The following is a 24,554-nucleotide window of genomic DNA, read 5'->3' as shown; positions in this document are numbered from 1 at the left end:
TGTCCACTGTCAATTCTCCACTGTCAACAGAATCACTGCACTCTCAAACTGATTACTGAGCGGATTTGCGATACCGGTTGTCATCAACTCTGCTCCGGTGAAGAGTTTACCATGAGCGGCAAAACGGGAAGGTGCCATCCGAAGGGCACTTCCCCGGCCGGGAAGGCCCTGTCCTTTCGGAAGATTCACTTCTGTAATACGGTAACGTTTATTGGCATCCAATCCATTTAATAGAATGGCCGGAACATTACCATCTTCTGTCTGATAAATATAAACAACCGCACGTTCTTTATCTTCGGAGACATAGCTCAATGATGCTACCGGCTGTTCATACGGAGAAACCAAACGGTACAAATCACCCTGCATCACCAATGGACGGATACTTTCTTTATAAAGTTTCACAGCAGCAGCCAGTTGTTCACGCTCTTCGGGAGTAGCTTTATCCAGTGCTAAATCGATACCGAAAGAGCCACTTAATGCCACGTCAATCGCCATCTTCAGATGACGTTTACCCATACGCGTCACATGTGCCGAGATAGTACTTGCCGGGAAGAAGTGAGAAAAGCCCCACTGAATCTTGATACGTCCCAACGGATCAGTATTATCACTCGGCCAGAAACTATGAAAATACTGCATTGAACCATAATCCACACGCCCCGAACCTCCGGCACAAAGCATTGCCATCACATCCGGAAAACCTTTTGCAAAGCGATCCATCAACCGGTAAAGTGCCCAGTTATAATCTATCAACAGATGACTTTGTTTGTCCGGCTGCAAATAGGTAGAACCCGGCTGCGTCACATAGCGGTTGCAATCCCACTTCACATACGAAATATCTGGATTGGGACGTAGTGTTTTGTCTATCACCTCCCATTCATACTGTTGCACTTCAGGACGTGTCAGGTCGAGTATCTCCTGATGACGCCCCAAAATCGGTTCACGCTTCTGCTGGGTAATAATCCATTCAGGATGTTTATTATAGAGTTCACTCTGTGGGTTTACCATCTCCGGCTCCAGCCAGATACCAAAACCAACTTTACGTTTCAAAGCTTCTTTGGCTATATAAGAGAGTCCGCGTGGAAGTTTTTTTGTAGATACTTCCCAATCACCCAGACCGTGTTTATCGTCATCACGAGAATAGGATCCGTTACCAAACCAGCCATCATCCAATAAAAAGAGTTCGGCACCAATTTGGCGTGCACCATCAAAAAGTCCTTTCAGACGTTCTTCATCAAATGTACAGTGAGTTGCTTCCCAGTTATTGAGTAATACAGGACGGTCTTTTTCCGCATCACGGATACCGTAAGCACGTGCCCAACGATGAAATTTACGACTAATATCACCTTTCCCCTGTTTACTGTAAGCATAAAGAATAGCAGGTGTAATGAAAGTATCACCACGTTCCAGATGATACTGCGAACCGACCGGATTGATACCTGTCAACACGCGAAGATTATTATTCCAGTCAACCTCAAAGGCAAGCTGAAAACTACCCGCCCATTTCAGAGAACCGGCAAGCACTTCGCCCTTATTCTCATCTGCTTCACCATTAAGAGAAAGAAGGAAAGAAGGAATACGCATCTGATTGGCACGTATACCAAGCTTGGAATCAAGAACTTTAATACCCGTAGTAAGCTCTTCCTCGGCAAGAGTCGCTTCACGTTTATAATTACCTATGAATTGAGTAAGCCGGTAATTCTTTGCTTTCAGTACAGGAGATGCAGAAGCATAGCGATAAAGTATCACCTTGCCTTTTTCATTGTGTGTGATTGTGTTCCATATCTCCATCATACTGGTAGATTCATAACACTTGATGTAAATATCTACAGAGAAAGGATAAGCAGGATCTTTCAGAGAAATAACGGTTTGTGTAATACCGTCACCCAATTGCTCCGTCTTATGATTCGTATAGAGCAATTCCGTAGAGGTATTACCGTCTACATGAGTAGCCTGCAAAGCTGGTTCAGTCAGTACACCATTACCGTAAGGTGGAAGAAACTCCCACTCACGCGAAGGCATTTTAACGGGAACTGTTACCTCTTTAGATACATCACCAAAAGCAAGCTGATAAAGGCGGCCGTCAGTACCAACCATAAAAGATAATTTCAGATCACCGGAGGTAACATTAAATAATTGTTTTGCTATAGGATTGTCATCTGCTGCCCAGGCTAACAGAGGGCATAAAGACAAAAGGAAAAAGAGATAGATGTATTTCTTCATTTTAGTTGAAAATTAAAAGTTTATTCAGTTGAAAATTGAAAGTTGAAAATGAGCTGTATTGTACCGATACACCTCCCCTGCCCTTCGGGCACCCCCTCTCAGAGGGGAATGTGCTGCACTATCATCTACATAGCAACTGTCAATTGTCAACTATCAATTGTCAATTGTCATAAATCGCCAAGTCACCTTCCCTACCGAATCAGGTTTTCCCTTTTCAGCCTTCGAGATAGTGCCCTTCATTTTACCATTCTTTTGACGTACTACACTAATATCTCTCCATGTGTATACTCCCTTCTCATAATCAAATGTTTCACCATCATCATCATACAGACGATAAGAGCCATTTGCTTTCCCATAGTGACGAATTTCCAGGTTCACTTTTACTCCCGGTTTCGGTGCATGAAGCATCGGCTCCATCATCGGAATGATAGCTCCGTCTTTCACATATACAGGAATACGATCCAGTCCCGGAGTTACTGTTATTGTCTCTCCATTACCAACATATGCACCGGTATAAAAATCATACCAATCACCCTGTGGCAGTACGACTTTACGCTCCGTCTGCCCCTTAAACATAGGCGCTACCAGTAAATATTCACCTGCCATATATTGGTCTTTTATTTCTTTAGTCACAGCTTCCAGATAGGGATTATCTTCCAAACTCTTCTCTTTCAGTTCTGTTGTTACCGCCGCATCCGGATTGAATCCGGCTTCCAAACTCATACCACGGAAAGGAGGAATACCATCAAAATGATAACGCGCAAATTCCGTATACCAGTAAGGCATCATCTGCATACGAAGCAACGCATACTCTTTCACTTGTTCGGCAACCTCCGGAAATGTCCAGGGTTTCGTACCACTACTCCACGCATTAATCATTGCCATCGGGGAAAAAACAACCGACTGGAAACGGCGTAACCAATCTTCCGCAGACTTAGAGCTACGTACTTCCGGAGTCCACAATACACCACAATATCCGGAGTTAATCAATGCTGTAATGAAGTCCGGGTGACTATAATAATCATTATAAATAACATAAGGCATAGAAGATGCTCCGGCATTTGATGCACGTACCAAACCGAATGTACGTTGATTGCGTGCCTTGTAGAGTTCAGCTGTTGTACGCTGTACCCAAAGCCCATAAGTTTGCCTCATCTGCTCGGCAGATACCCCCGATGGGAAAGTAGCCACATCCGGCCAGAGATAATAATCATATCCGTCTACTTCATCTACTTTATAACCACTTACACCTATATCTACATGCTCTTTATTCAGTTTATTTTTCCATAAAGAGCGTGCTTTCTCACCAGCCAAATCGGGAACAATACCGCACCACACCGTATGTGAACCACTTACAGGATACATATCCTTATATAGCTTTGAATCAGGAGACACATACGGGTTTGTCCACAGATTGATACGCACGCCTTTGTCGAGCATGTCCTTTACAAAACCCGAAGGATCGGGATAACGTGTAGCGTCCCATTCAAAGGTGCAAGGGTATGCTTTGCTCTGCCATCCCGGCTCCAAACCAATAAAGTCTAACGGATACCCCTGACGTTCAAACTCATCCGCTTCTTGTTTCACCTGCTCGGCAGTGTATAGTTTTTGTGTACGTTGCGTAAAACCGAGTCCCCAACGTGGAGGTAACGTACCGCCACCACAGAAAAGGTTGTAACGACGTACTACATCCATTGGAGTAGGACCGGCAAAAAGATATATCTCTGTCCCCGGTGCAGGTACAAGAATAGAAACCGCATCCGAATAAGGGCGTGACGACCAGGATTTATCCGTATTACGATCTTTCGCTACCGGAGCATTGGGACTGTCTTTCAGTGCACCACTTCCGGCATATACGGTAATATAACGTGCCGAATTAATAAATACACCATAGCCCTGGCTGGAAACATAAAAAGGAACCGGAGCATGCGTACGTCCATTGTCCTTACCACCGTAATGGTCTACATGCAGATTCAGGATTTTACCACGTTGATGTACAGTTTGGAAGTTAAGTCCAAAACCATACAGTTGCTCTTTTCTCTGTAAGGGAATACGCAAAGCTGTCTGCCCATCTTGAATATTGCCTTTTATTTCAGAGGCAAATGCAGGTAATATTACCTCCGGCAAACGGCTGAAACCTTCCATTTTTGGAGTAACATCTGCCACTTGCAACAATGAATAACTTTCAGGAGTTCCTACAACTCCTTTCCAAACACCGGGCGCCACCTGCTCCCAGCTTATTTGTGCAGCAAGCTGCGCGACTGTCCATATGGACAGGATAAGGGTTACAATGTATCTTTTCATTTTTATAATTATTTAATTCAATTGACAGTGGACAATTGACAGTGGACAGTTGACAATTGATAATTGACAATTGATAATTGACAGTTACTATGCAGCGTGACAGCGCAGCCAACTGTCAACTGTCAATTGTCCACTGTCCACTGTTATCTAATCGTTCCCGCAAACCCACCGTTTGCCAATAACTTCACTTTAACTTTTCCATCTATCACAGAGATCACTTCGTTTCCAAAAGAATCCTTATCTTTTCCATCAGTAATCCAGGTAGAGGACAACTCCTTACAAGCCTCCGGTAAAGAGAATTCCAACTCGCGCTCTTCATTCTTCCCGTTGATACCACCCACATACCAGACTTTTCCTTTACGACGTGCTACCACTGCAAAATCTGACGGATAACCAGCCAACAACTGACTTTCATCCCAGACAGCAGGCACATCTTTTAAGAAAAGTTTGGGCATGCGTGGCAATTCTTCATACGCCTCTATTCTATCTGCATAACACTGAAAACCGGATTCAAAAACCACTGCGAGTGCTAACTGATGTGCTACCGTTGTTTGACGAATAGCCGGTACTCCCTGCCGTATCTTATTTGAAAAAGTAACAGGTGTATAATCCATTGACCCCACTACATTCCGCGTAAAAGGTACTGTAGCATTATGTTCTGCCGCCCGGTCACAACGCTCCTGACGTCCTAACGTCTCTGCTCCGCGTATTGCTTCGGTAGTCATCAGGTTAGGATAGGTCCGTTCAAAGCCGCGAGGCAAAGTTGCTCCATGTAAATCAACAAGTAAATAAAACTCCGCCGCATCTTTTAGTATAGCCGGATAAAGCTGTATGATACGCTGTTTATCCGTATCGAAGAAGTCTACCTTGATACCTCTTACTCCCAGCCTGCTGATACGTTCCATTTCCGCCCGACGCAATACAGGATCGGACATAAGACGATGCGTTGGAATACTATCCATCTCTCTTCCCGCACCGGAATGATACCACAACCAGACACCGACTCCTTTTTCTCCGGCATACTTCACCACATCTTCCATCGTACCTCCATTGTCCATTCGTTGCCATCCGGCATCAATCAATACATACTCCCATCCCATCGCATGGTTGAAGTCTACATGCTTTATTTGTGTTTTATAATCACGGGTAGTTCCACCAGCATACCACCAACTCCAGGAAGCACGTCCCGGCAATACCCAGGAATCATCTCCTATCACTGACGGCGGATTCAGATGAGAAACCATCTGTGTACGGAAAACCGTATTCAGTTCCTTACCCACGATAATAGCACGCCAGGGTGTATACCAGGGGAAGGTGGAAACAGGCTCTACCGCATCTGGAACAACAGGTTCTTCTATCTCAGGAAAACGTATTTTATAAGCTTTGTTTTTTCCCGAGTTATCAATATGTGTAGCCGGATAAGAACCATCCAGATAAGCCTCAGTAATCATCATCCAGCAGTCATTGGTATTAAAAAGCATCGGAAAAGCCCAGCCACGACCATGAGAAGCTTCGGTATTGATAGCAATTCCGTTCTTTGAATACTGCTCGTAACTTGGTTTGTGACGCTCATTCCAGTCATACGGATGAATCCATGCTTTACCGTTGGCAGGTACTGAAAATTCTGTTAACTCATCTGTTATGGTATGTTGCTTCCCGTCATCCTCTTGTGTAAAGGCATAGCGGAAGGCGATACCATCATCGTATGCCCGTACAATCAGCTGAAAACCCTCAAAGGGAATCGTCATCTCCCGACAGGCATTCACAGTCCTAAGTTGTTTGCCTGCCTTCAGCTCATAAGGTTCATTCATTGTTTTCACTACTGCTTTTCCTGCAGGGCGCGCATCTTTCCCATATTCTATCCCATCCATCACGAGTCCGAGACGGGACGGATTGATCACTAATGAGTCACCACAATAAACGGAATATTGAAGTATAGTTGTCTCCTCACCTTCCGGTACCTGTGTTGCAACAAACCGTACTGCACCATCGGGTGACGTCAACGTCCACTCTTTCTCAGCCCGGCATCCCAGACAACAAAAGAGAATCAGCGAATAAAAAATTGCTTTCATGGTATTTTGTCTTTATTTGTATATTTCCATATCACCGTCCTCGCAAATGATCTCGGGACGTGCATCGGGATTCTTTAGTTCAAAGGTTACGTTCTTTAGTTTCAATCCGCGTACGTGACGTGCCCAAACACCATAAGCCGGAATCTTCGGGCCAAAGGTTTTTACTTCCGGATACTGGTCTATTGCCTCCGGCACTTTAGAGAGAGCATCTTCGGAAGTTCCCGTACCGAGCAGACGAATCTGTATATTTTCAAGTGTCAGATTAGTGATGTAATGTCCCGGAATACCGGTAATAAGAATACCGGAGGGAGGAGTGAGTTGTGCTTTATCAGCAGCTACAGCTTTTACATTCCGGATCGTGACATTTTCAAATACCCCCACCGGTTGTTGTGTATCCTGTCCTTTACGAAATACACTCAAACGGGCACCGAGACGGAAAAGCATCGGAGTACGTACTTCTTCCATAGTAATGTCTGAGATTTCGACATTACGCAGGTGAGCTCCGTCTACCGAGAAAAGTTTGATACCCCCATTCTTAGTATCATAAATGTGACAATTACTGATACGAATATTCTCGAAACCGGCCATGGACTCCGTCCCCATCTTAATACCAGCCTGATTGCTTTTAAGCTTCATATTCTCTACAACGATATCATCACATCCCATTTTACTGGAAGTTGTCTTAAAGCAAAGTGCATCATCGCCACTGATAATATCACAATTGCTGATACGCACATGCTGACAACCGTCGATATTAATTCCATCATTGTGTGCAACCCCGAAACTGCGAATCGTCACATTGTCTATCTTCACATTGCGGCACTGAAAGTAATGAGAAGTCCAGGCACCGGCATACTTCAAAGTAACATCACGTACAGTTACTCCTTCGCAACGTACCAGGCGAAGCAAAAAGGGGCGAAGTCCCCAACGCTTACCTTCGGGACGTGTATCCACTTTGATGTGTCTTTCTTTTAATGCAGAGCCCTGACCGTCGATACTGCCTTCTCCTTCAAGAGTGACATTCTTTGCGTCAACAGCCACCAACAATACCCAGCCGACATCAATGCCCAAGCCTTCTGTAAAAGGATCGAGATTGTCATAGGCTTTATAATCCGTAGTACCCAAAATCAAAGCATCCTTTTCCAAATGCAGGGTTACATTATCTTTCAATACAATCGTAGCCGAAAGATAGGTACCAGCCGGAACAAGTACCGTGCCACCTCCAGCCTTATGGCAGGCATCGATTGCCTTTTGAATAGCAGGAGAATCCAGCTTCTTCCCGTTACCACGGGCACCGTATTTTTTCACATTAAAAGTTTCTGCAGATGCACCTGTAATCAGGAACAGCATCGTGAATAGAAAAATACAGAGTCTTTTTGTCGTCATAAGTTGTGAATTTTTAGTTTATGAGTTTTTAGTTTACAAGTTCTTTAGTTTATGGAATTGTTGGCTTCTTCTCCCTTGCTACCGTTACCGAATAAATACGGTTGCTACGCTTTCCCAGATGTTCTAACTTCATAGAATTCTTCCCGGCAGTCAATGTCACCGGAAAAGCAAACTCTCCTTTTTTACTACCCGACGTAGCTAAATAACCGATATTCTCACTTACCAGCTGATTGTTAAGATACAGGTAGGAAGGTACCGGACTACCGCCCGAATAAGAAAACAGCAAATAATATTCTCCCGTTGCAGGAACATCAATCTGCCATGTCAACGCTCCTTTTGAACTCCCTTTTTCACCACGAAACTCAGCAAAGCCTTCGGCCTCAACAATGGCAGAACCCTCGGTTTGTGCTTCTTTCACATCATAACAACGCACATCTGTAAAACTCCTGACAACCAGTTTCTGTACCGCCTGTACTGTACCGCCTTTCTTCACAGCCAGTTCATACATTAATGAGGTCTCCGGTCTCACCACGCAAGAATCATTGGCAGCTACTGCCTCTCCATTTAGCAATACTTCTTCCCCATTTGATGTTTTCCAATACAGAGTAACAGATTGATCTTCTATTTTAGAAATACGGTCGGAATAAAAATATTCAATAGCGGGACGTTCTGCATCCAGAGGGACACGATAAAGCTCAATCCCCTTGCCTGTTTTCAGATTACGTGAGTACATACGATCATCCGGGTTATTCCAATGTTCATGTACTCCCAAACTCTTCTGTGCCCGGCCTTCATACCTAATTCCTGAAGGAGGATTGCCTATATTGGCCGCTTCATGCATAAAGTTATCCGCATTGGCTGCAACAGGCATTTCCGAACGTATAAAGTCCAGTACTACCGACTCTATAGCTACCTGGTCATTAGAAGCCAGAAAACTTGATGTCCATCCATCGTTAAAAGGAGCACGTTTGAAACGAACAGCACGTCCGTTATGAATAGGATTCACGTACATAGCATCTACAATGTATACAAGTGTATTTCCCCCCAAACGTTCATGTGCCATCAAATCAACAATACTGTTATATGTTCCCATTCCCCGAAACTTAGACCAATCGCGGATAGACAGATGCAAAGGAGAAACATTGCCAATGGAACCAAAATGATTTTTGCCGGTAGCTGTTATTCCCGTCTGCCCTGCACTGTCCTTCCAATTATCGGTAGGACGGGAATGACGCTTCATTAATGCCATATTAATCATATAATCCGCCTCATAGGCAGCACGTGCCAGACTCATTGCACCCGGATCGGTTATTTCACTTGAATAGCGAATTACATCGGGTACGAAACCTCCCCAATTCTGATAGACTACATCGGGATAAACCGGTTGCAGGTAAGTATAAATGGCAGAGATACCACGACGCTGTGCATCATATACTGTAATACAGTGCTGAGGTACGTTCATTATATCGACCAACTGATGCAGAAGTGCATAGACAGACTGTGGAGTAGCATCTATTATATTACTTCCGCCATTATCATTCAGATTTACTTTTATAGCTATTTTTTCTCCTTCTTTATATCCTGTAGCTCCCTTACCTTTTTTCTTATTAAAGGTACGGAACAGTTCATCCCAGGCACGGTCTATTGTTTTTTGGTGGGTCAAAGAGATGATGACTCCCTCCATCATGTCACACACACGGGTCTGACTATTATTATCCGCATCCGAATATAGTCCGTGTTTACCATCCCAAACCGCTGCCTGCGGATCATGCGCCCAAGCCACACGTCCCGGGTGAATGCCTCGTGCCACTCCCATTGGTGCATTGGGTTTATCTGCCGGAGTAAAAGTCCCCATATCCGAACCATTGTCTATCTGCTTGCCAACCGCCTGTCCGAACAAAGAATTATCTACCGACATTATATAAAATGTGCCTGAAAGTAAAACACCGGCAAAAAGTACGGCAAGCCCCTTATAGAAATGTCGTGAATTCCGGAGTTGAAGAAATTTCTTCCAAGCTCCCCACCCTACTAATGTACTACTGAAAAAAGCCAGAAAAGAAAAAGCCAGTGGTGCTGCCACTTGCTGACAAGGATAAGCAATACGTGAAGGTTTAGGTACTACTCGAATGAGAAACCAGATTAGTGCCGTTAACCCCATTAATGGGAAGCAAATTTTAAGAACCACATTCTTTTTATTAATACCAACAATTCGTCCACTTCGGGGACAGGTTTTAAAAAAACAGTTTTTTATCTTTTTCATATTATCAGATACATTAAATTCTCACTTTGTTACGTCACAAAAGTAGTTATATAAAAAAGAGACGATTTTAAGTATTCATTCAAATACTATAGAAATCGTCTCATACATCAATAAAAACACTTATTTCTTCTTATATACCAGTTCAATTCCGCTCTTTTGTCCTAAATTACGACTATACTGTTTATCTGTAGGATTATTCCAATGTTCTAATACACCAAGACTATGTACACCTGTTCCGTCCTGTTCGGGATCATAGAAAGTGCCGGATAGCGGATTATTTGCCAATGCTGCTTCCACAAGATACATATCACAGTAATTCACATCTGCCATCCGTGGAAACTCCGTACTAAGAAAATCAATACCTACAGCATCAATTGCTACAGGATCTTGCGAAGCAAATAAAGAACAGGGCCAATTGCCTCCAAAAGGCTCCATCTTCCATTTTCCAGAAGGAGCCCCATTCACCTTTTCTGATCCATAAAGCCCGTCAATAAGAAAAAGCATGGTCTTTTGCCCTAAATCTTTGTGAGCAATATAATCAGTAAACGTCATATATCGCGGACGTCCGCCACGATCCTGATTAAAGTTATTATGCTGATTCTTACGAAAATTGCGATCAATATCAGTGACACCATACCAATTTTTTGCACAAAGCGTAACACCTTGACCTCCATGGCCTTTCAACAAAGCCATATTGATAAGATAATCAGCCTCAATAGCGCAACAAGCCAGACCGCGAGCCAGCTTTCCGTTATCAACCGAGTATGGAATGGCATCGGAGATATAGGTTGATTTCACCCGTCCGTTCCCCCCTTCATTATCCAGATAAGTTACATCAGGAAACTCTGTATGACATTTTTCAAATAAAGTATGAGTGATAAAGCGACTCGCATCAAACACCGTGATCTGTTGTTGAGGGATCCCTCCCTCGTATATCAGGCTACGCAACAAGGAAAGCACAAGATGCGGAGAAGCGTTCAGTTCTTCGGAGTCATCATGTGAAAACGTATTGTTCTGATTGATTTTAATTGCAATCTTTTCCCCTTTCCGATATCCCTTACCACCTTTGCCATGTTCGCGATTAAAGTAGGCAAACAGAGCATTCCATGCTTTCTTCTCACTTTTCTCACCCGTCAAAGAAAGAAGAGACTGCACCACTAACCAATCTGCATCCGACTGATTGGTGTAATGATCTTCATACCAGAAACCAGTACCTTTCTCCCATGTTGCAGCTCCGGGAGCATGTGACCAGACAACACGACCGGGATAAATTCCTTTTGCCGTACCCACAGGGTTATTCTTTCCCCATGCCATCTTCGGTTCACTAACAGGAAGAACGATTTGCGCCAGCATCTCACCACTGTTCTTTATCGCCATCATACCTCCGAAAAATATCAATAAAAAGAAAAACAACGTTGTATAAAGGTAATGACGTGCACGCAATGCCTGTTTCATCTTCCGGTAGCTGAACCATGCACCTGTAAAAGACAACAGATAGACGACGAAAGCAGACATCATAGGAGCAGCTGCCTGCATACAAGGATAGGTAGCCCGCGAAGGCTTAGGAACCACACGAACCAGAAACCAAACTGTAGAAGAGATACCCAACCCCCAAAAGAGGAAAATATGATACCACCTGGCTCTGTTACAACTCTCAACTTTCTGCCTGAAATAGAGATATATCTTCTTTATCATTTTCTTTGACTATTAATTATAATAAGTACTGTATCCTAATTAAATGATAGTATCATTGAAACGCAGCAGATTATCACAAATTCACGCAAAGAATATCGTCTCTCAAGTAGTACAGCAAGCCTTCTAATTTGCGATAATCTGCGATCATTTACGTTTTAATAAAACGCTATCATAGTATGAATTAAATTTGAAGTATTACTTAAGTAATAATACTTAGTGCTTCGTTACATATATTGTTATGTTCCATTACATATATTGTTATACCCCGTTACATATACTGTTAGGAAGGGTCCGCTCTGATGAGAAGAAAATCATTGTCTTATATCTTCGCAGTCTATCAATTTCACTTCTTCTTTATCTGATATTCCTTTATCCACCTGCAAACTTTCTACCTCACCTCCTATCACATCATCCATCACTACAGCATAGCGTCCATCCGGTTGTTCGGCAGCAATACGAAAATTCTTCAATAAGAAGCCCTTGACATGGCGTGCCCAAAATCCGAACGCCGGCTGTATCTTCAGGTCTCCTACATTATAGCGGCCTACTCCTATCTCCGGTGGATATGCTTTTGCATCTTCCGACGGATGTCCTCCCTTTACTTTCAAACTCACATCATGGAATTGCACATTATTGATGTACCCCGTATGGTTCCCATCCGGCAGACGGAATGTCAACCCACCTTCCACAACATCCGAATCAGGCAGTTTAAATCCTGCAATAATAGGAGTCGCTTTACTTTGTGAACCGTCATAAGCTTTCCAACGGTCGCCACGAAATGAACTACCACCATAGACCTCTTCAATATCCACCCCACAGATAACAATATTCTCTACCTGCCCAATGTTAGAATTGGTTACAAGCAGTTCCTTACGTACCACTCCATTTTCAGTGAAAGTAAACGGAGCAACATCGGCTCCCAATACACGCCCACGATTGGAAATAGAGATAAAGAAGGGGGCTCTCGTACGACGCATTACCGAACGGGAATGTATAGGACCTGTTTTACCGCTATTCAGATAAACATTCTTCACATGACCACCATCATTGGTAGAAATAGAAAAACCCGCCTTATTAGCACCCAACACATAGATATTATCCACATACAGATCCTGAATATCATCTGCTGTTTCTGATCCTATCTGAAAGAGATTACAGTTAGTATCTCCCACAATATTTCTCACCATGTAATGGCGTGCCGGACGAGTATAGCCCAATGAACAATCCGAACCGGGTTTTACAATATCATCCGAACTTACCTTAGAGTAGATATTTGTTACCGTCACATCATTGCATGCCATAAAATCATAAATATCGCGGGCATTCTTTGTACTATGCTTTGCAAAGTAAGTATCATGTACATGAATACCATCCGTACCTGTAGCCAACAACACAAAATGCCCTCCCTGATCAATGTGCAGCATTGTACTGTCACTATATAACCTGTTATCTCCTTCTATATAATAAGGTATGTCCTTTTCCGGATCATACCACATATCTTTCTTTACATCCCATCCGCCAATCTCTACATTCGTACAAAGTTTTAAAGAAAACATTTTATCACTACGTTTCTCCGGAGAATTATTCATCACTTTATCCGAAGTCACAATATTACCATTACCGGTAATACGCCCCGTACCTACAACTTTTACATTGTCAATTCGCTCTCCAAAGAACATGCAATTGCGAAAGAAAGTATGTCCTACATCTTGCTTCGTAAGATAATTTTCCGGGTCGGCATAAGGACGCGGGTCTGTGGGCGAGAGCCCTGAACGATAAGCACGATCACTAAACCAGGTTGCCTCGGGAGCATCGGCACCGGGCAATGCCTGTATCGTAGCATCACTATCCAGATGCAACCACACATTACTTTGCAAATGGATAGTACGTACATTATAGGTTCCTTGGGTAAATCGAAGGATACCACCTCCCAAACGGCTCATATTGATAATAGCCTCATTGATAGCTTCCGTATCATCAGCTACTCCATCTCCTTTTACACGATAATCTCTGATATCTTTTCGTCCGGTATAGAACCATACAGTGTTGGATTCTCCTTTATTCTGCCCTCCTTTGACACGAAGTTTGAAAGCATACAGGCGATTCGGTTCCAATCCGTTCGCAGCTGTCTCACGACTATCAGGAGTTACTTCCGCCCGGGCTGTTGTCCATGTATTCCCACCGTCTGCTGATTGAAGCAGTTCTACGGAAGAAGCGTTGTGAGGGGGAGTCCAGGAAAAAGAGGCATACGTATATTCCTGTCCGGGACGATACGTAAAATCACGCAACGGAGTACGTACAAGATCAGCAACAGTGGTAATGCCTTCCAAATCTGCCACAGCAACAGGACTCTGCAATACTTCCGGCTTTGAAGTTGTATAAATAGCTTCAAAACGATTTATTCCTTTACGCACCGGAGCTACTCCACGAAAGCAGATCCGCAGATCCGGACCATTTGAAGGTCGAAAATCAAGACCACTAAATACAATCACCGTTCCCCGCTCACCTTCATCCCGCAAGGCTACATTCCCCACTTTATTATATGAGTAGTGAGTGCCGGTACGCCCTATCGATTGTTTAGGCAGATCACGCAATAATACCTCCCCACGTCCTATCACGTTCACGGTTGTATTATCAAGTGTCACGACGATACCTGCCGGGACACGGATTTCTACCTTCACCATCGGACTTCGCTGTCCGGCCCGGAAATCAAGAACAATGTTACCCGGCGCGTTTATTGTAGCCTGTTCGCGATGTAACAACAATTGTGCCGGAAGGGCAGCATTTCTTATTCCAATCATCCACCGCCGGGTAACTTTTCCCTGTGGAGAAACTAACTCCATACGATCACCTTCCAAGGGCGTTCTATCTACCTTGATATTACCATGCAGATCCGTCACCCGGCAAACAGCTTTTTCCGACTTGGAAAAGAGTTCTACTAATTCAGTAACGGAAGGTAAAGTAGAAACCAGTCCCTCCCCCTCCGGAGTATCTACTGTATATCGGTACGTCGTTCCGGAAGATAATAATAAAGAATCTGCTTTCAAGACCCAGGGAGTAAGCCCGGAAGCTGCCTGTGCACTCATTCCCAGACAACATAAAGCAAACCAAAGCACAGGTGTTTTTCGTGTAATAGAATTCATCATTCAATTCTCTAAAATAGTTTTAATTCTCAATTAACTTTATCACAGCGGCAAAGCTAACGGAAAAAAGAAAAAAGCCTTTGCAGTGTTGTCGCAAAGGCTTTCAATTTTATATCATATTAGTGAAACTACCACGTGCTTCAATACGAAAGCGATTATTCCCATTCTCAACAGCCCCTGCATCCACAACCTTGTTTTGTTTATCGAACGCACGAATTATTTCCGCTGTTGTTATGCTCGTCTGAGCCATTAATGAAGACACTGTACCAACACCTCGATTGCAGGATTTTGAATACCAAAAACTTCTACTTTAGCTACATTTTTAATTTTAAGCAGTTCGTTTTTATATTTTTAGCCTGATTTTCCAGTTCGCGATGCGGATAGTATAATTCACCTAACGACTGAATAGACTCTTCAAGTACGTCGGTTACCTGTATCTGTACCTCATAAGGTATATTCATTGATTACACATTTTGGGAGCAAACGTACGAGTTAGTTTTCTGAAAAAAAGGAAGAGATATACCGAAACGGAATATTGGAGACTGAAACGGAAAAATAAAGGACTGAGTTACTTACGCTTCACTTTACCGCCCATCTTATTTATCCTCACGATAACATGGAATATTAAGTAACTCCCCAATACGTTGGACTCAGTGTCCCGTATGGAAGTTGCTGTGATAGTACGTGTCAGTGCATTCTCTTGTTGCAGAATATCATAAATCTTGAATCGCAACAACAGCTGTTTCCGTTTGAAAAAAGATTTGGAGAGTTGTGCGTTCCACATCAGATAATCATTGCCCTCGTTTTGCCCGTATCCCGAACGCAGATTCCACACAGCATCACTATATACTTCAAAACCCCAGGGAAGATAGCATTGTACATTCATTCCCGCCTGATAGTTAAAGGTTTCTGTACGAATACTTTTCACATTATTGTATGAGTTATTGTAGACAACAGAACCCCGGGCACCCATTTCAATCTGTTTGGTTCGATAAGTAAGATTAAGTCTCTCGCGTACTGTCAGATGGCGGACAGAACTCTTTTGCGGCTCTTCTTTATTAAGCGTAGTATATCCGTTTTTATTACTAAACCGAAGTTGGGAATACGTACGTACCAACCAATTCTTATTCTTGAAAGGAGTACTCAGTGAAAAAGAGCCTTGTGCTTCCCAATTACCGTTCATGTTGACTGGTATAGTAGTACGTCCACCGGTTTCACTATCATAAGTAACCTGATTAGTGACGCTGTTCAGCGTATTCTCAGCGGTAAGTTGCAACACCATATTGCGTTGATACTTCACATTATAAGAATTATAATTAAGATTGAAAGTATTGGTATACGATGGTTTCAGCGAAGGATTACCCATACGGATATTCAACGGATTAGTTTGATCAGAAATAGGTTGCAAATCACGGACAGAGGGTTGACGGCTCTTTCCACGATACGTTATTTGCAAATGCGTACGTTTGGAAAACTTATACCGGAAACTAACGGTGGGTGAGAAATTGAGTACACTTCGGGGGAGACTGTATTTCAATACATCCAATACATAACTATCACTAACGGACTTTTGTGGTTCAAGATCAACCCCTACGTTATAGTTATACATTTTCTGTGTAGTGCGGACCGAAAGATTAACGAGGTGATTGGAATATTGATTCTCAAAACAGTTACTATTCAGCGTATCCGGATCTTCTGTAAAATCTTCCAATTCCTTATTCCAGTTATAAGCTTTACGATCAGAGTTCGATGTACGATGCTGATAACTATAACGAAGTTGCAGAAAGTGTGCCCAAGGTAACGGTTCTACATATACCAATTGAATACGATAATTATCCCCATCCGTCTTATTATCAATCTTCTGATTCAATATTTTCTCCGTACCGGTTTTAAAATAACGGGTGGTGGCATAATTCAAACGATCTGATGTAGAAGCATTTGTACCATAATCCAGTTTCAAAGCAACATTACGCCCTCTGGTATTCAGTTTACGGTTCACCTGCAACATCAATGCCAGACTGTATTGCGAACTCTCCGACCAGTTGGAGGACTCTTTTTCGTTCAGTTCTTCCTCTCCCGACCAACTCTTCTGATAACTGGCTCCTCTGCGATCGGCCGTTGAATAGCGAAACGTAGGACGGAATATAAGATTGGTTACCGTATCTATCTTCCATTCCAGATAGGCATTTCCCGTTACTCCGTCATTTCTGTTTCGACTACTGCTCGTACTGTTGGTTATGGACTTTTCCGCTTTCATAAAATTATCGGTCAGCGTCTTACTCTCCTCCTCACGATCCGTTCCGGAATACTGTACATTTGATCTGAATTTAACATTCCCCCAATCTCTGCTAAAGTTAAATCCCAATGAACGGGAAGTCCCCATTCCTGCCCTGCCACGGGTATTTCCAGTGGCATTGGATGACTGTTGCTGAAGTTCCGAAAAGCCCTGATTATTTGTATTGTTCCAATTAGCAATCACTGTGAGCTGGGAGTTCTCACGAATACGGTTCATCGTATTCGCCACTTCATAACGTTCTTTACTTCCCATACCACCAAGAAAATTATCCATCCAACCTTTCTTCATATCCTTTTTCACAGAGAGATCGAGAATCATCTCTTCCTCACCATCATCAATTCCTGTAAGACGCGCCAGATCAGACTTCCGTTCGTATGCTTTCAACTTCTCCACCATTTCCACCGGAAGATTTTTCAATGCTGCCTGTGGGTCATCCGAAAAGAATTCCTTACCATCCACCAGTATCTTTTTCACTTCCTTTCCCTGAATCATCAGCTTACCATCCGCAGTAATCTCTCCTCCCGGCAACTGTTTCACAAGTTCCTCAAGCATAGAACCTTCAGGAGTACGAAAAGCCGAAGAGTTATATACTGTCGTATCATTCTCTGTAACTGCCATCGGAGCCTTGCCCGTAATAACAGTTTCTTCGAGCATAAACCCATCGGGAGCCAGACATATGTCACCGATCTTCCTGTCACTATAATTCAGTGTACGGTCTATTGCCGTATAACCTACATAAGATACATGAATGGATATTTTTACTGCTTTCCGGGCAGTAGCAGAAAGAGAGAAACGACCGTCAGCTCCAGTAGCTCCTCCGGTAATAAACGTACTATCGGGCAATACATAAATCTGAACAGCAGCATAAGGTACCGGTTCGTGGGTCTCTTCGTCAAGAACACGTCCGGTAAACACCACTTTACCGGACTGTGCCTTAATCTTCATTGTTGTGCATGTTAGTTGTAATACACAAAAAATTGAAAGAACCTGAAAGCAACCTATATACCTACTTATATTCAATGGACTTGTATTAGATGTTATTGTTGAATAGTTCCGCCGTTTAAAGATTAGAGTTCGTAAAGATGAGAAGGTTAAAACTGAAGTGTTATTTTTAAGTTTTATTAAAGCTTCGCTTTCTATAAACAGAATAATCACTCAATAGGCAAAGAAAGTACATGCTGATTCGAGGCAAAGAAAAATAAACAAAAAAAAGAGTATCCCGGTTTTACCCGAAATACTCTCTTTAACTCTGAGCGGAAAACGAGACTCGAACTCGCGACCCTAACCTTGGCAAGGTTATGCTCTACCAACTGAGCTATTTCCGCAAATTAGTCTCCCATCAATTGTTTATCAGAAAGACTGTGCCCAGAACAGGACTCGAACCTGCATGCCTCTCGACACACGCACCTGAAACGTGCGCGTCTACCAATTCCGCCACCTGGGCCTTTCTTCTTTTCAATGAGCGGAAAACGAGACTCGAACTCGCGACCCTAACCTTGGCAAGGTTATGCTCTACCAACTGAGCTATTTCCGCATATCTTTAATAGTTGTGAAGAGAAGGAGACTCGAACTCCCACGACATAATTGTCACTACCCCCTCAAAGTAGCGCGTCTACCAATTCCGCCACCTCTCCAAATTTATTAAAGTACTGAACTTATTCATTTCTTTGTGCCCAGAACAGGACTCGAACCTGCATGCCTCTCGACACACGCACCTGAAACGTGCGCGTCTACCAATTCCGCCACCTGGGCAAAAAATGAACTTCCAATATTTCAAAGATGAGCGGAAAACGAGACTCGAACTCGCGACCCTAACCTTGGCAAGGTTATGCTCTACCAACTGAGCTATTTCCGCAATTTTCGTTTGCGGTTGCAAAGGTAGACATTTTCTCTAAACATGCAAACATTCGGCTTGTTTTTTTAGTAAAAAAATAGTCACTTTGCTACACCCGCAAAAAGATTAGTTTGATTATCAACTCATTCGGTCACGATAATCTTCATAAGAGAACTGTTTATATATTTCAGCTGTCCCTCCTTCAGTCCACAAAGCAATAGAAGGATGATGAATCCCATTAAACATATTTGTTTTCACCATTGTATAATGTATCATGTCTTCAAACACAATCCGTTCACCCATCCGAAGTTCATGATCAAAACTCCAAAATCCCATATAATCACCACTCAGACAGGAATTCCCCCCAAGACGATAAACAAATGTACCATTGTCTCCCATTTCGGCTCCACGCACAGCAGGCTGGTAGGGCATTTCAAGACAATCGGGCATATGGCAGGTAAAGCTGACATTGAGAATGGCGGTTTTAATGCCACGGCTCTCCACTATATCAACAATCTCAGAAGTCAATACCCCGGTTTGCCAAGTAAATGCCGAACCAGGTTCAAGAATAATCTGAAGATGAGGATAACGGGATTTTAATCCCTGAAGCAAACGAATGAGGTGCTCTGTATCGTACCCTTTACGAGTCATCAAATGTCCGCCTCCCAGATTCAACCACTTTATCTGTGAAAACCAATGGGAGAATTTCTCTTCAATGTGCTGTAAAGTATGCTCCAGTTCAAAAGACGACGACTCGCAATGACAATGGCAATGAAAACCCTCAATACCCTGCGGAAGAACTTCGGGCAACAAATCGGCTGTAATGCCAAAACGGGTACCGGGAGCACAAGGATTATAAAGTTCTGTTTCCACTTCGGAATATTCGGGATTAATACGAATACCGCAGGAGATCCCACTCCCTTCTGCCAAAACCATTGGATAGAACCGTTGAAACTGTGCCAGTGAATTAAATGTGATATGACTGCTGCAACGCATAATTTCCGGAAAGTCCTGTTCGGTGTAAGCAGGCGAATACGTATGTGCTTTGCTGCCAAACTCTTCGAGCGCCAAACGGGCTTCGTAAACGGAACTTGCCGTAGAGTGTGCGATATACTCACGGAATATGGGAAATGAACGCCACATGGCAAATGACTTAAAAGCAAGGATAATTTCCACCCCTGCCTTGTCTGCAACCTGTTTTATCAGACTCAAATTCTTTCTCAACAATTCTTCTTCCATGATGTAGCAAGGAGAAGGAAATTGGGTAAAGTCTATCATTTCAGAATATAGAATTTAGTAGTTAGTAGATAGTAAGTATAGAATAATGATGCAAAAATACGGAATGTTTTCTAATATTTTCTACCTTTACGAAATGATTTGATTCTTCACTAAAAATTAAGAAAACGTTATGGACAGAGATTTAAAGAAAGTAGTGATTCTCCTGGCGCATCCCAACATGAAAGAGTCACAGACAAACAAGGCATTAGTGGATGCCGTAAAGGATATTGAAGAAGTAGCAGTTTACAATCTGTATGAGTTACAAACTTTTAATGTAGATGAATGGAGCAAGATTATTTCACATGCAGCCGCTATTATCTATCAGTTCCCGTTCTACTGGATGTCTGCCCCCTCACTACTAAAGAAGTGGCAAGATGAAGTATTCACCTATTTGGCCAAAACACCGGCTGTGGCGGGTAAACCACTCGTGGTAGTAACTACCACAGGCTCAGAATTCAACGCATATCGCAGTGGAGGAAGAAATCGTTTTACAGTAGACGAGTTATTAAGACCTTATCAGGTGGGAGCTATTCACGCCGGAATGGTATGGAAAACCCCTATTATTGCATATGGCATGGGTACAAATGATGCTGCCAAAAACATAGCGGAAGGAGCAAATCTATACAGGCAAACAGTAGAAGCTCTGATAGGAACAGGAAATGCCGGCAATAGCTGGTGATGAATAATGTGCCAATATGTTAATGTGCCAATGTGCTAATTGGCTGCGCTGTGTTGCCGAAAGGTATTGGCATATTGGCAAATTAACACATTGGCACATTATTAATTAAAAGTACGTACTTTATTAGTATAAACTATGCATTTTAAGTGTGACTTAAAATGCATATTAAGTCATACTTAAATACGTACTTTTATAAGTAAAAGAATCTACTTCCCGATATCATCTTATTCTCTTCTGTGTTGGCAAAGAAAACTCTTGCCAGTCACACTCCGCATTATCTCCGGCAGCCACGGTTACACGCAGTACCACTTCTCCATCTTTCAGTTTCTCTCCGGCCGATACCGTAGCAGTATAACGTATGCCTTCACCCGGAGCAATCTGTTCTACCAAAACAGAGGGAGAAATAAATATATGCTTCATTCCGGTAACCTCTTCCACCGCAGGTACGACATCATAAACAGGAGTACGCCCTTCATTGACTATCTCAAAAATAACCTTACTATTTTCACCGGCATCAATCACATGATTACGATTGTCATCAATAAAACGTATGTTCCGTATCTTCAAATTAGTTACCGCTATCGGACGTTGTTGAGGTACAAACTTCTTTCTTTCAATCACCTCTACATACTCATCTTCCTTCTGACGAGGCGTAGATACCGCATTTCCAATAGCCGCACCGGCAACCGTTCCTACAATCGTACCAATGGCAGAGCCACGATACCCGCCTCTCCATCCATGATTATTTTCACCGATAAGACCACCTATCGCACTACCTACCGAACCGCCAATAGAGGCTCCTGCCATAACGGCTCCAGGATTACCGGACATTCGTCCGGTAGCACAACCGCTTAACAGGAAAGCGGGTAAAATCATCCAAGCAATTAATCGTTTCATAGTTCACTTTTTTTGTGGTGCTTCCCGCACAGAACATACGACAAGCGGTTATTGTAATCATCCTATTATTTTAAAACGCGCAAAGCGCAGTAATAGTTGCTTTTCACCTGCATTTTTAAAGCGAATCGTTGCTTTTGCATTGTCTCCTGCTCCTTCTACCTTTACTACCTCTCCCAAGCCAAAACGCTCGTGTTCTATCATCTGTCCTGCCTGTATTCCTGCTATAGAAACCGAGGCGGAAGAAGCAGACGACGGAGTGCTATTACCGCTTACCGCACTAACCTTTTTCAGATTTCTCGGCACAGTGGGAGCTATAACTTGTGCTTTCGGCCGCTCACGATCTGAAGTATTTGTACCGAAAGGAGCGCGTGAAGGAGAAGCAGAACGGGCAAAGCCTCCTTCAATTTCCCTACGAAAACGGCCGGCACCTTCATCTACCGAACGACCGACTCCATCCTCATGTGGTAACTGCAAATAATGAACATCAATATCACGTAAGAAGCGACTGGGACTTCCAAACTCCATCTTTCCATAACGAAAACGGGTTTTAGCGAAAGAGATGAAACAATGTTCCTCGGCACGGGTAATAGCTACATAGAATAAACGGCGCTCTTCTTCCAATGCCCGTGGAGAATCTCCTACCATACCACTTGGAAACAGATTCTCTTCCAATCCCACAACAAATACATTTTTGAACTCTAATCCCTTTGCCGAATGAACCGTCATTAAAGTTACTTTTTCTCCGTCATCGGCTTTATCAGAATCCTGATCAGTAAGCAAGGCTATTTCCGAAAGAAAATCAGTCAGAGAAATGTTGGGGTTTCCCTCTTCCTGCCGCAAAGCGCAGAAATCATTCATACCATTTACCAACTCTTCTATATTTTCCTTACGGCTCAAATTTTCCGGTGAAGTATCCTGGCAAACGTCATTGATGATACCGGACTGACGAATGATATCCGTTCCTATCTCGTATGCATTCTTTTCGGGCAGATCGGTTATAAAACCCTCTATCAGTTCCCGAAAACCTTGCAGTTTTGTATGCGTACCTTTATTAATTGTCAGTCCGTAACTCAACGGTTCACAGAGAACTGTCCAAAGGCTGACCCCATTATCAGTAGCTGCGGTTATTATCTTCCCCACCGTAGTATCACCAATACCACGGGCAGGATAATTAATAATACGTTTGAATGCTTCTTCATCACTCGGATTCACCACCAACCGGAAGTAAGCAGTTACATCCTTAATTTCTTTACGTTGGTAGAATGAAAGTCCACCATAAATTTTATAAGGCATACTGCGTTTCCGTAGTGCTTCTTCAAAAACACGGCTCTGTGCATTTGTACGATACAGAATAGCAAATTCAGAATATCCATAAGCGTGTTCACGACGTAGTTCCGCTATTTTATTGGCCACAATATCTCCTTCCTCTACATCACTATAAGCCTGAAATACCCCAATGGCCTCTCCTTTCTCCTTTTCGGAAAAGACCTCTTTGGGTATCTGCCACTCATTCTTTGCAATCAGACTATTGGCCGCACAAACAATGGTTTGCGTAGAACGATAATTTTGCTCCAGCTTAAAAACTTTCGTATTAGGATAAATCTTGGTGAAATAGAGAATGTTATCAATATCCGCTCCCCGGAAAGAGTATATACTTTGAGCATCATCTCCAACCACACAAACCCGCTGATTCTCCTTTGTCAATTGGAGTACAATACTGTGTTGTGCATAGTTAGTATCCTGATACTCATCTACCAGCACATAGCGAAACTGCTCACTATAACGCGCACGCACCTCAGGAAAATCACGAAAGAGAATATAAGTATATACCAGTAAATCATCAAAATCCATAGCTCCCGCCTGGCGGCAACGTTCCCAATAACGACGATATATATCACGAATGGCAGGCATCTTAACCGCCTGATCTTCAGTGTATTCCTCTTTGTTTGCAGCATAATCGGAAGGCAGCACGAGATGGTTTTTAGCTTTGGAAATGCGTCCCTGTACCACACCGGGCTTATAGGTCTTATCATCCAATCCCATTTCTTTAATGATAGAACGCAAAAGACTCTTGCTATCGGCCGAGTCATAAATGGTAAATTGCGAAGTAAACCCTATGGACTGTGCTTCGGCACGGAGAATACGTGAAAAGACAGAATGAAATGTACCCATCCAAAGATAACGGGCGCGCTGTTCACCTACCTGACGAGCAATGCGTTCTTTCATTTCCCGGGCCGCTTTGTTAGTAAAAGTGAGTGCAAGGATATTCCAGGGATTATAATCGTTTTCAAGTAAATAAGCTATTTTATAAGTTAGCACACGGGTTTTTCCGGAACCAGCACCGGCTATAACAAGTGATGGTCCGTCATTATAAAGTACCGCAGCACGCTGGCTTTCGTTCAATTCTTCGATATAGTTTCTTTCCATAGTGGCAAAATTATAACATTCATTTGACAATATATGTAATTTTATATACTTTTGTGACTTAAC

The 24,554-nt window shown here is 42.9% G+C and carries 12 protein-coding genes, 6 tRNA genes and 1 pseudogene; 1 reads left to right on the top strand and 18 read right to left on the bottom strand.

Annotation, left to right across the window (positions count from 1 at the left end):
* Nucleotides 1-9: 9 nt before the first annotated feature.
* The 16 genes and pseudogenes from K8P02_RS06650 to nspC form a co-directional block, all read right to left on the bottom strand.
* The gene (locus tag K8P02_RS06650; protein ID WP_223382151.1) at nucleotides 10-2,220 is read right to left on the bottom strand and encodes an alpha-galactosidase; all 2,211 of its coding nucleotides are present in this window, start codon (nucleotides 2,218-2,220) and stop codon (nucleotides 10-12) included.
* 153 nt (nucleotides 2,221-2,373) lie between these two features.
* Nucleotides 2,374-4,524, bottom strand: a complete 2,151-nt coding sequence (locus K8P02_RS06645; protein ID WP_025867284.1) for a glycoside hydrolase family 31 protein — start codon at nucleotides 4,522-4,524, stop codon at nucleotides 2,374-2,376.
* Between the two features lie 143 nt (nucleotides 4,525-4,667).
* On the bottom strand, nucleotides 4,668-6,596 hold the full coding sequence (locus K8P02_RS06640) for a glycoside hydrolase family 97 protein (RefSeq protein ID WP_025867283.1): 1,929 nt from the start codon (nucleotides 6,594-6,596) through the stop codon (nucleotides 4,668-4,670).
* Between the two features lie 12 nt (nucleotides 6,597-6,608).
* The gene (locus tag K8P02_RS06635; protein ID WP_195349925.1) at nucleotides 6,609-7,982 is read right to left on the bottom strand and encodes a glycoside hydrolase family 28 protein; all 1,374 of its coding nucleotides are present in this window, start codon (nucleotides 7,980-7,982) and stop codon (nucleotides 6,609-6,611) included.
* Nucleotides 7,983-8,031: 49 nt separating this feature from the next.
* Nucleotides 8,032-10,242: a DUF362 domain-containing protein gene (locus tag K8P02_RS06630; protein WP_223382149.1), complete on the bottom strand. Its 2,211-nt coding sequence runs from the start codon at nucleotides 10,240-10,242 to the stop codon at nucleotides 8,032-8,034.
* 120 nt (nucleotides 10,243-10,362) lie between these two features.
* Nucleotides 10,363-11,937, bottom strand: a complete 1,575-nt coding sequence (locus tag K8P02_RS06625) for a DUF362 domain-containing protein (RefSeq protein WP_223382146.1) — start codon at nucleotides 11,935-11,937, stop codon at nucleotides 10,363-10,365.
* A gap of 311 nt (nucleotides 11,938-12,248) precedes the next feature.
* The gene (locus K8P02_RS06620; protein ID WP_223382144.1) at nucleotides 12,249-15,083 is read right to left on the bottom strand and encodes a glycosyl hydrolase family 28-related protein; all 2,835 of its coding nucleotides are present in this window, start codon (nucleotides 15,081-15,083) and stop codon (nucleotides 12,249-12,251) included.
* 112 nt (nucleotides 15,084-15,195) lie between these two features.
* Nucleotides 15,196-15,532 (bottom strand): annotated as a pseudogene (locus tag K8P02_RS06615) (efflux RND transporter permease subunit); the annotation flags it as partial.
* A 116-nt stretch (nucleotides 15,533-15,648) separates the two neighbouring features.
* Nucleotides 15,649-18,321: an outer membrane beta-barrel protein gene (locus tag K8P02_RS06610; RefSeq protein ID WP_317197243.1), complete on the bottom strand. Its 2,673-nt coding sequence runs from the start codon at nucleotides 18,319-18,321 to the stop codon at nucleotides 15,649-15,651.
* A gap of 307 nt (nucleotides 18,322-18,628) precedes the next feature.
* Nucleotides 18,629-18,701: transfer RNA gene (locus K8P02_RS06605), tRNA-Gly, on the bottom strand.
* A 37-nt stretch (nucleotides 18,702-18,738) separates the two neighbouring features.
* Nucleotides 18,739-18,820 (bottom strand) — tRNA-Leu (locus tag K8P02_RS06600).
* A 17-nt stretch (nucleotides 18,821-18,837) separates the two neighbouring features.
* A tRNA-Gly gene (locus tag K8P02_RS06595) sits at nucleotides 18,838-18,910 on the bottom strand.
* A gap of 16 nt (nucleotides 18,911-18,926) precedes the next feature.
* Nucleotides 18,927-19,010: transfer RNA gene (locus tag K8P02_RS06590), tRNA-Leu, on the bottom strand.
* 36 nt (nucleotides 19,011-19,046) lie between these two features.
* Nucleotides 19,047-19,128 (bottom strand) — tRNA-Leu (locus K8P02_RS06585).
* Nucleotides 19,129-19,158: 30 nt separating this feature from the next.
* A tRNA-Gly gene (locus tag K8P02_RS06580) sits at nucleotides 19,159-19,231 on the bottom strand.
* 117 nt (nucleotides 19,232-19,348) lie between these two features.
* Nucleotides 19,349-20,488: a carboxynorspermidine decarboxylase gene (gene nspC, locus K8P02_RS06575; protein ID WP_002559944.1), complete on the bottom strand. Its 1,140-nt coding sequence runs from the start codon at nucleotides 20,486-20,488 to the stop codon at nucleotides 19,349-19,351.
* Between the two features lie 130 nt (nucleotides 20,489-20,618).
* Here nspC and K8P02_RS06570 point away from each other — a divergent pair, with 130 nt between their 5' ends.
* A complete protein-coding gene (locus tag K8P02_RS06570; protein ID WP_025867281.1) occupies nucleotides 20,619-21,167 on the top strand; it encodes an NAD(P)H-dependent oxidoreductase in 549 nt (182 codons plus the stop codon).
* A 219-nt stretch (nucleotides 21,168-21,386) separates the two neighbouring features.
* Here K8P02_RS06570 and K8P02_RS06565 read toward each other — a convergent pair whose 3' ends face one another.
* Together K8P02_RS06565 and K8P02_RS06560 are read right to left on the bottom strand one after the other, a co-directional pair.
* Nucleotides 21,387-22,064, bottom strand: coding sequence for a glycine zipper domain-containing protein (locus K8P02_RS06565; protein WP_007485841.1), 678 nt, complete (start codon nucleotides 22,062-22,064; stop codon nucleotides 21,387-21,389).
* Between the two features lie 57 nt (nucleotides 22,065-22,121).
* Nucleotides 22,122-24,491, bottom strand: a complete 2,370-nt coding sequence (locus K8P02_RS06560; RefSeq protein ID WP_223382142.1) for an ATP-dependent helicase — start codon at nucleotides 24,489-24,491, stop codon at nucleotides 22,122-22,124.
* Nucleotides 24,492-24,554 lie beyond the last annotated feature (63 nt).

It is taken from the genome of Bacteroides nordii (assembly GCF_019930665.1).
GTDB classification, from domain to species: domain Bacteria; phylum Bacteroidota; class Bacteroidia; order Bacteroidales; family Bacteroidaceae; genus Bacteroides; species Bacteroides nordii.
The sequence above is the reverse complement of the archived record's forward strand: the minus strand, read 5'-3'. Positions and strand labels throughout refer to the sequence as shown.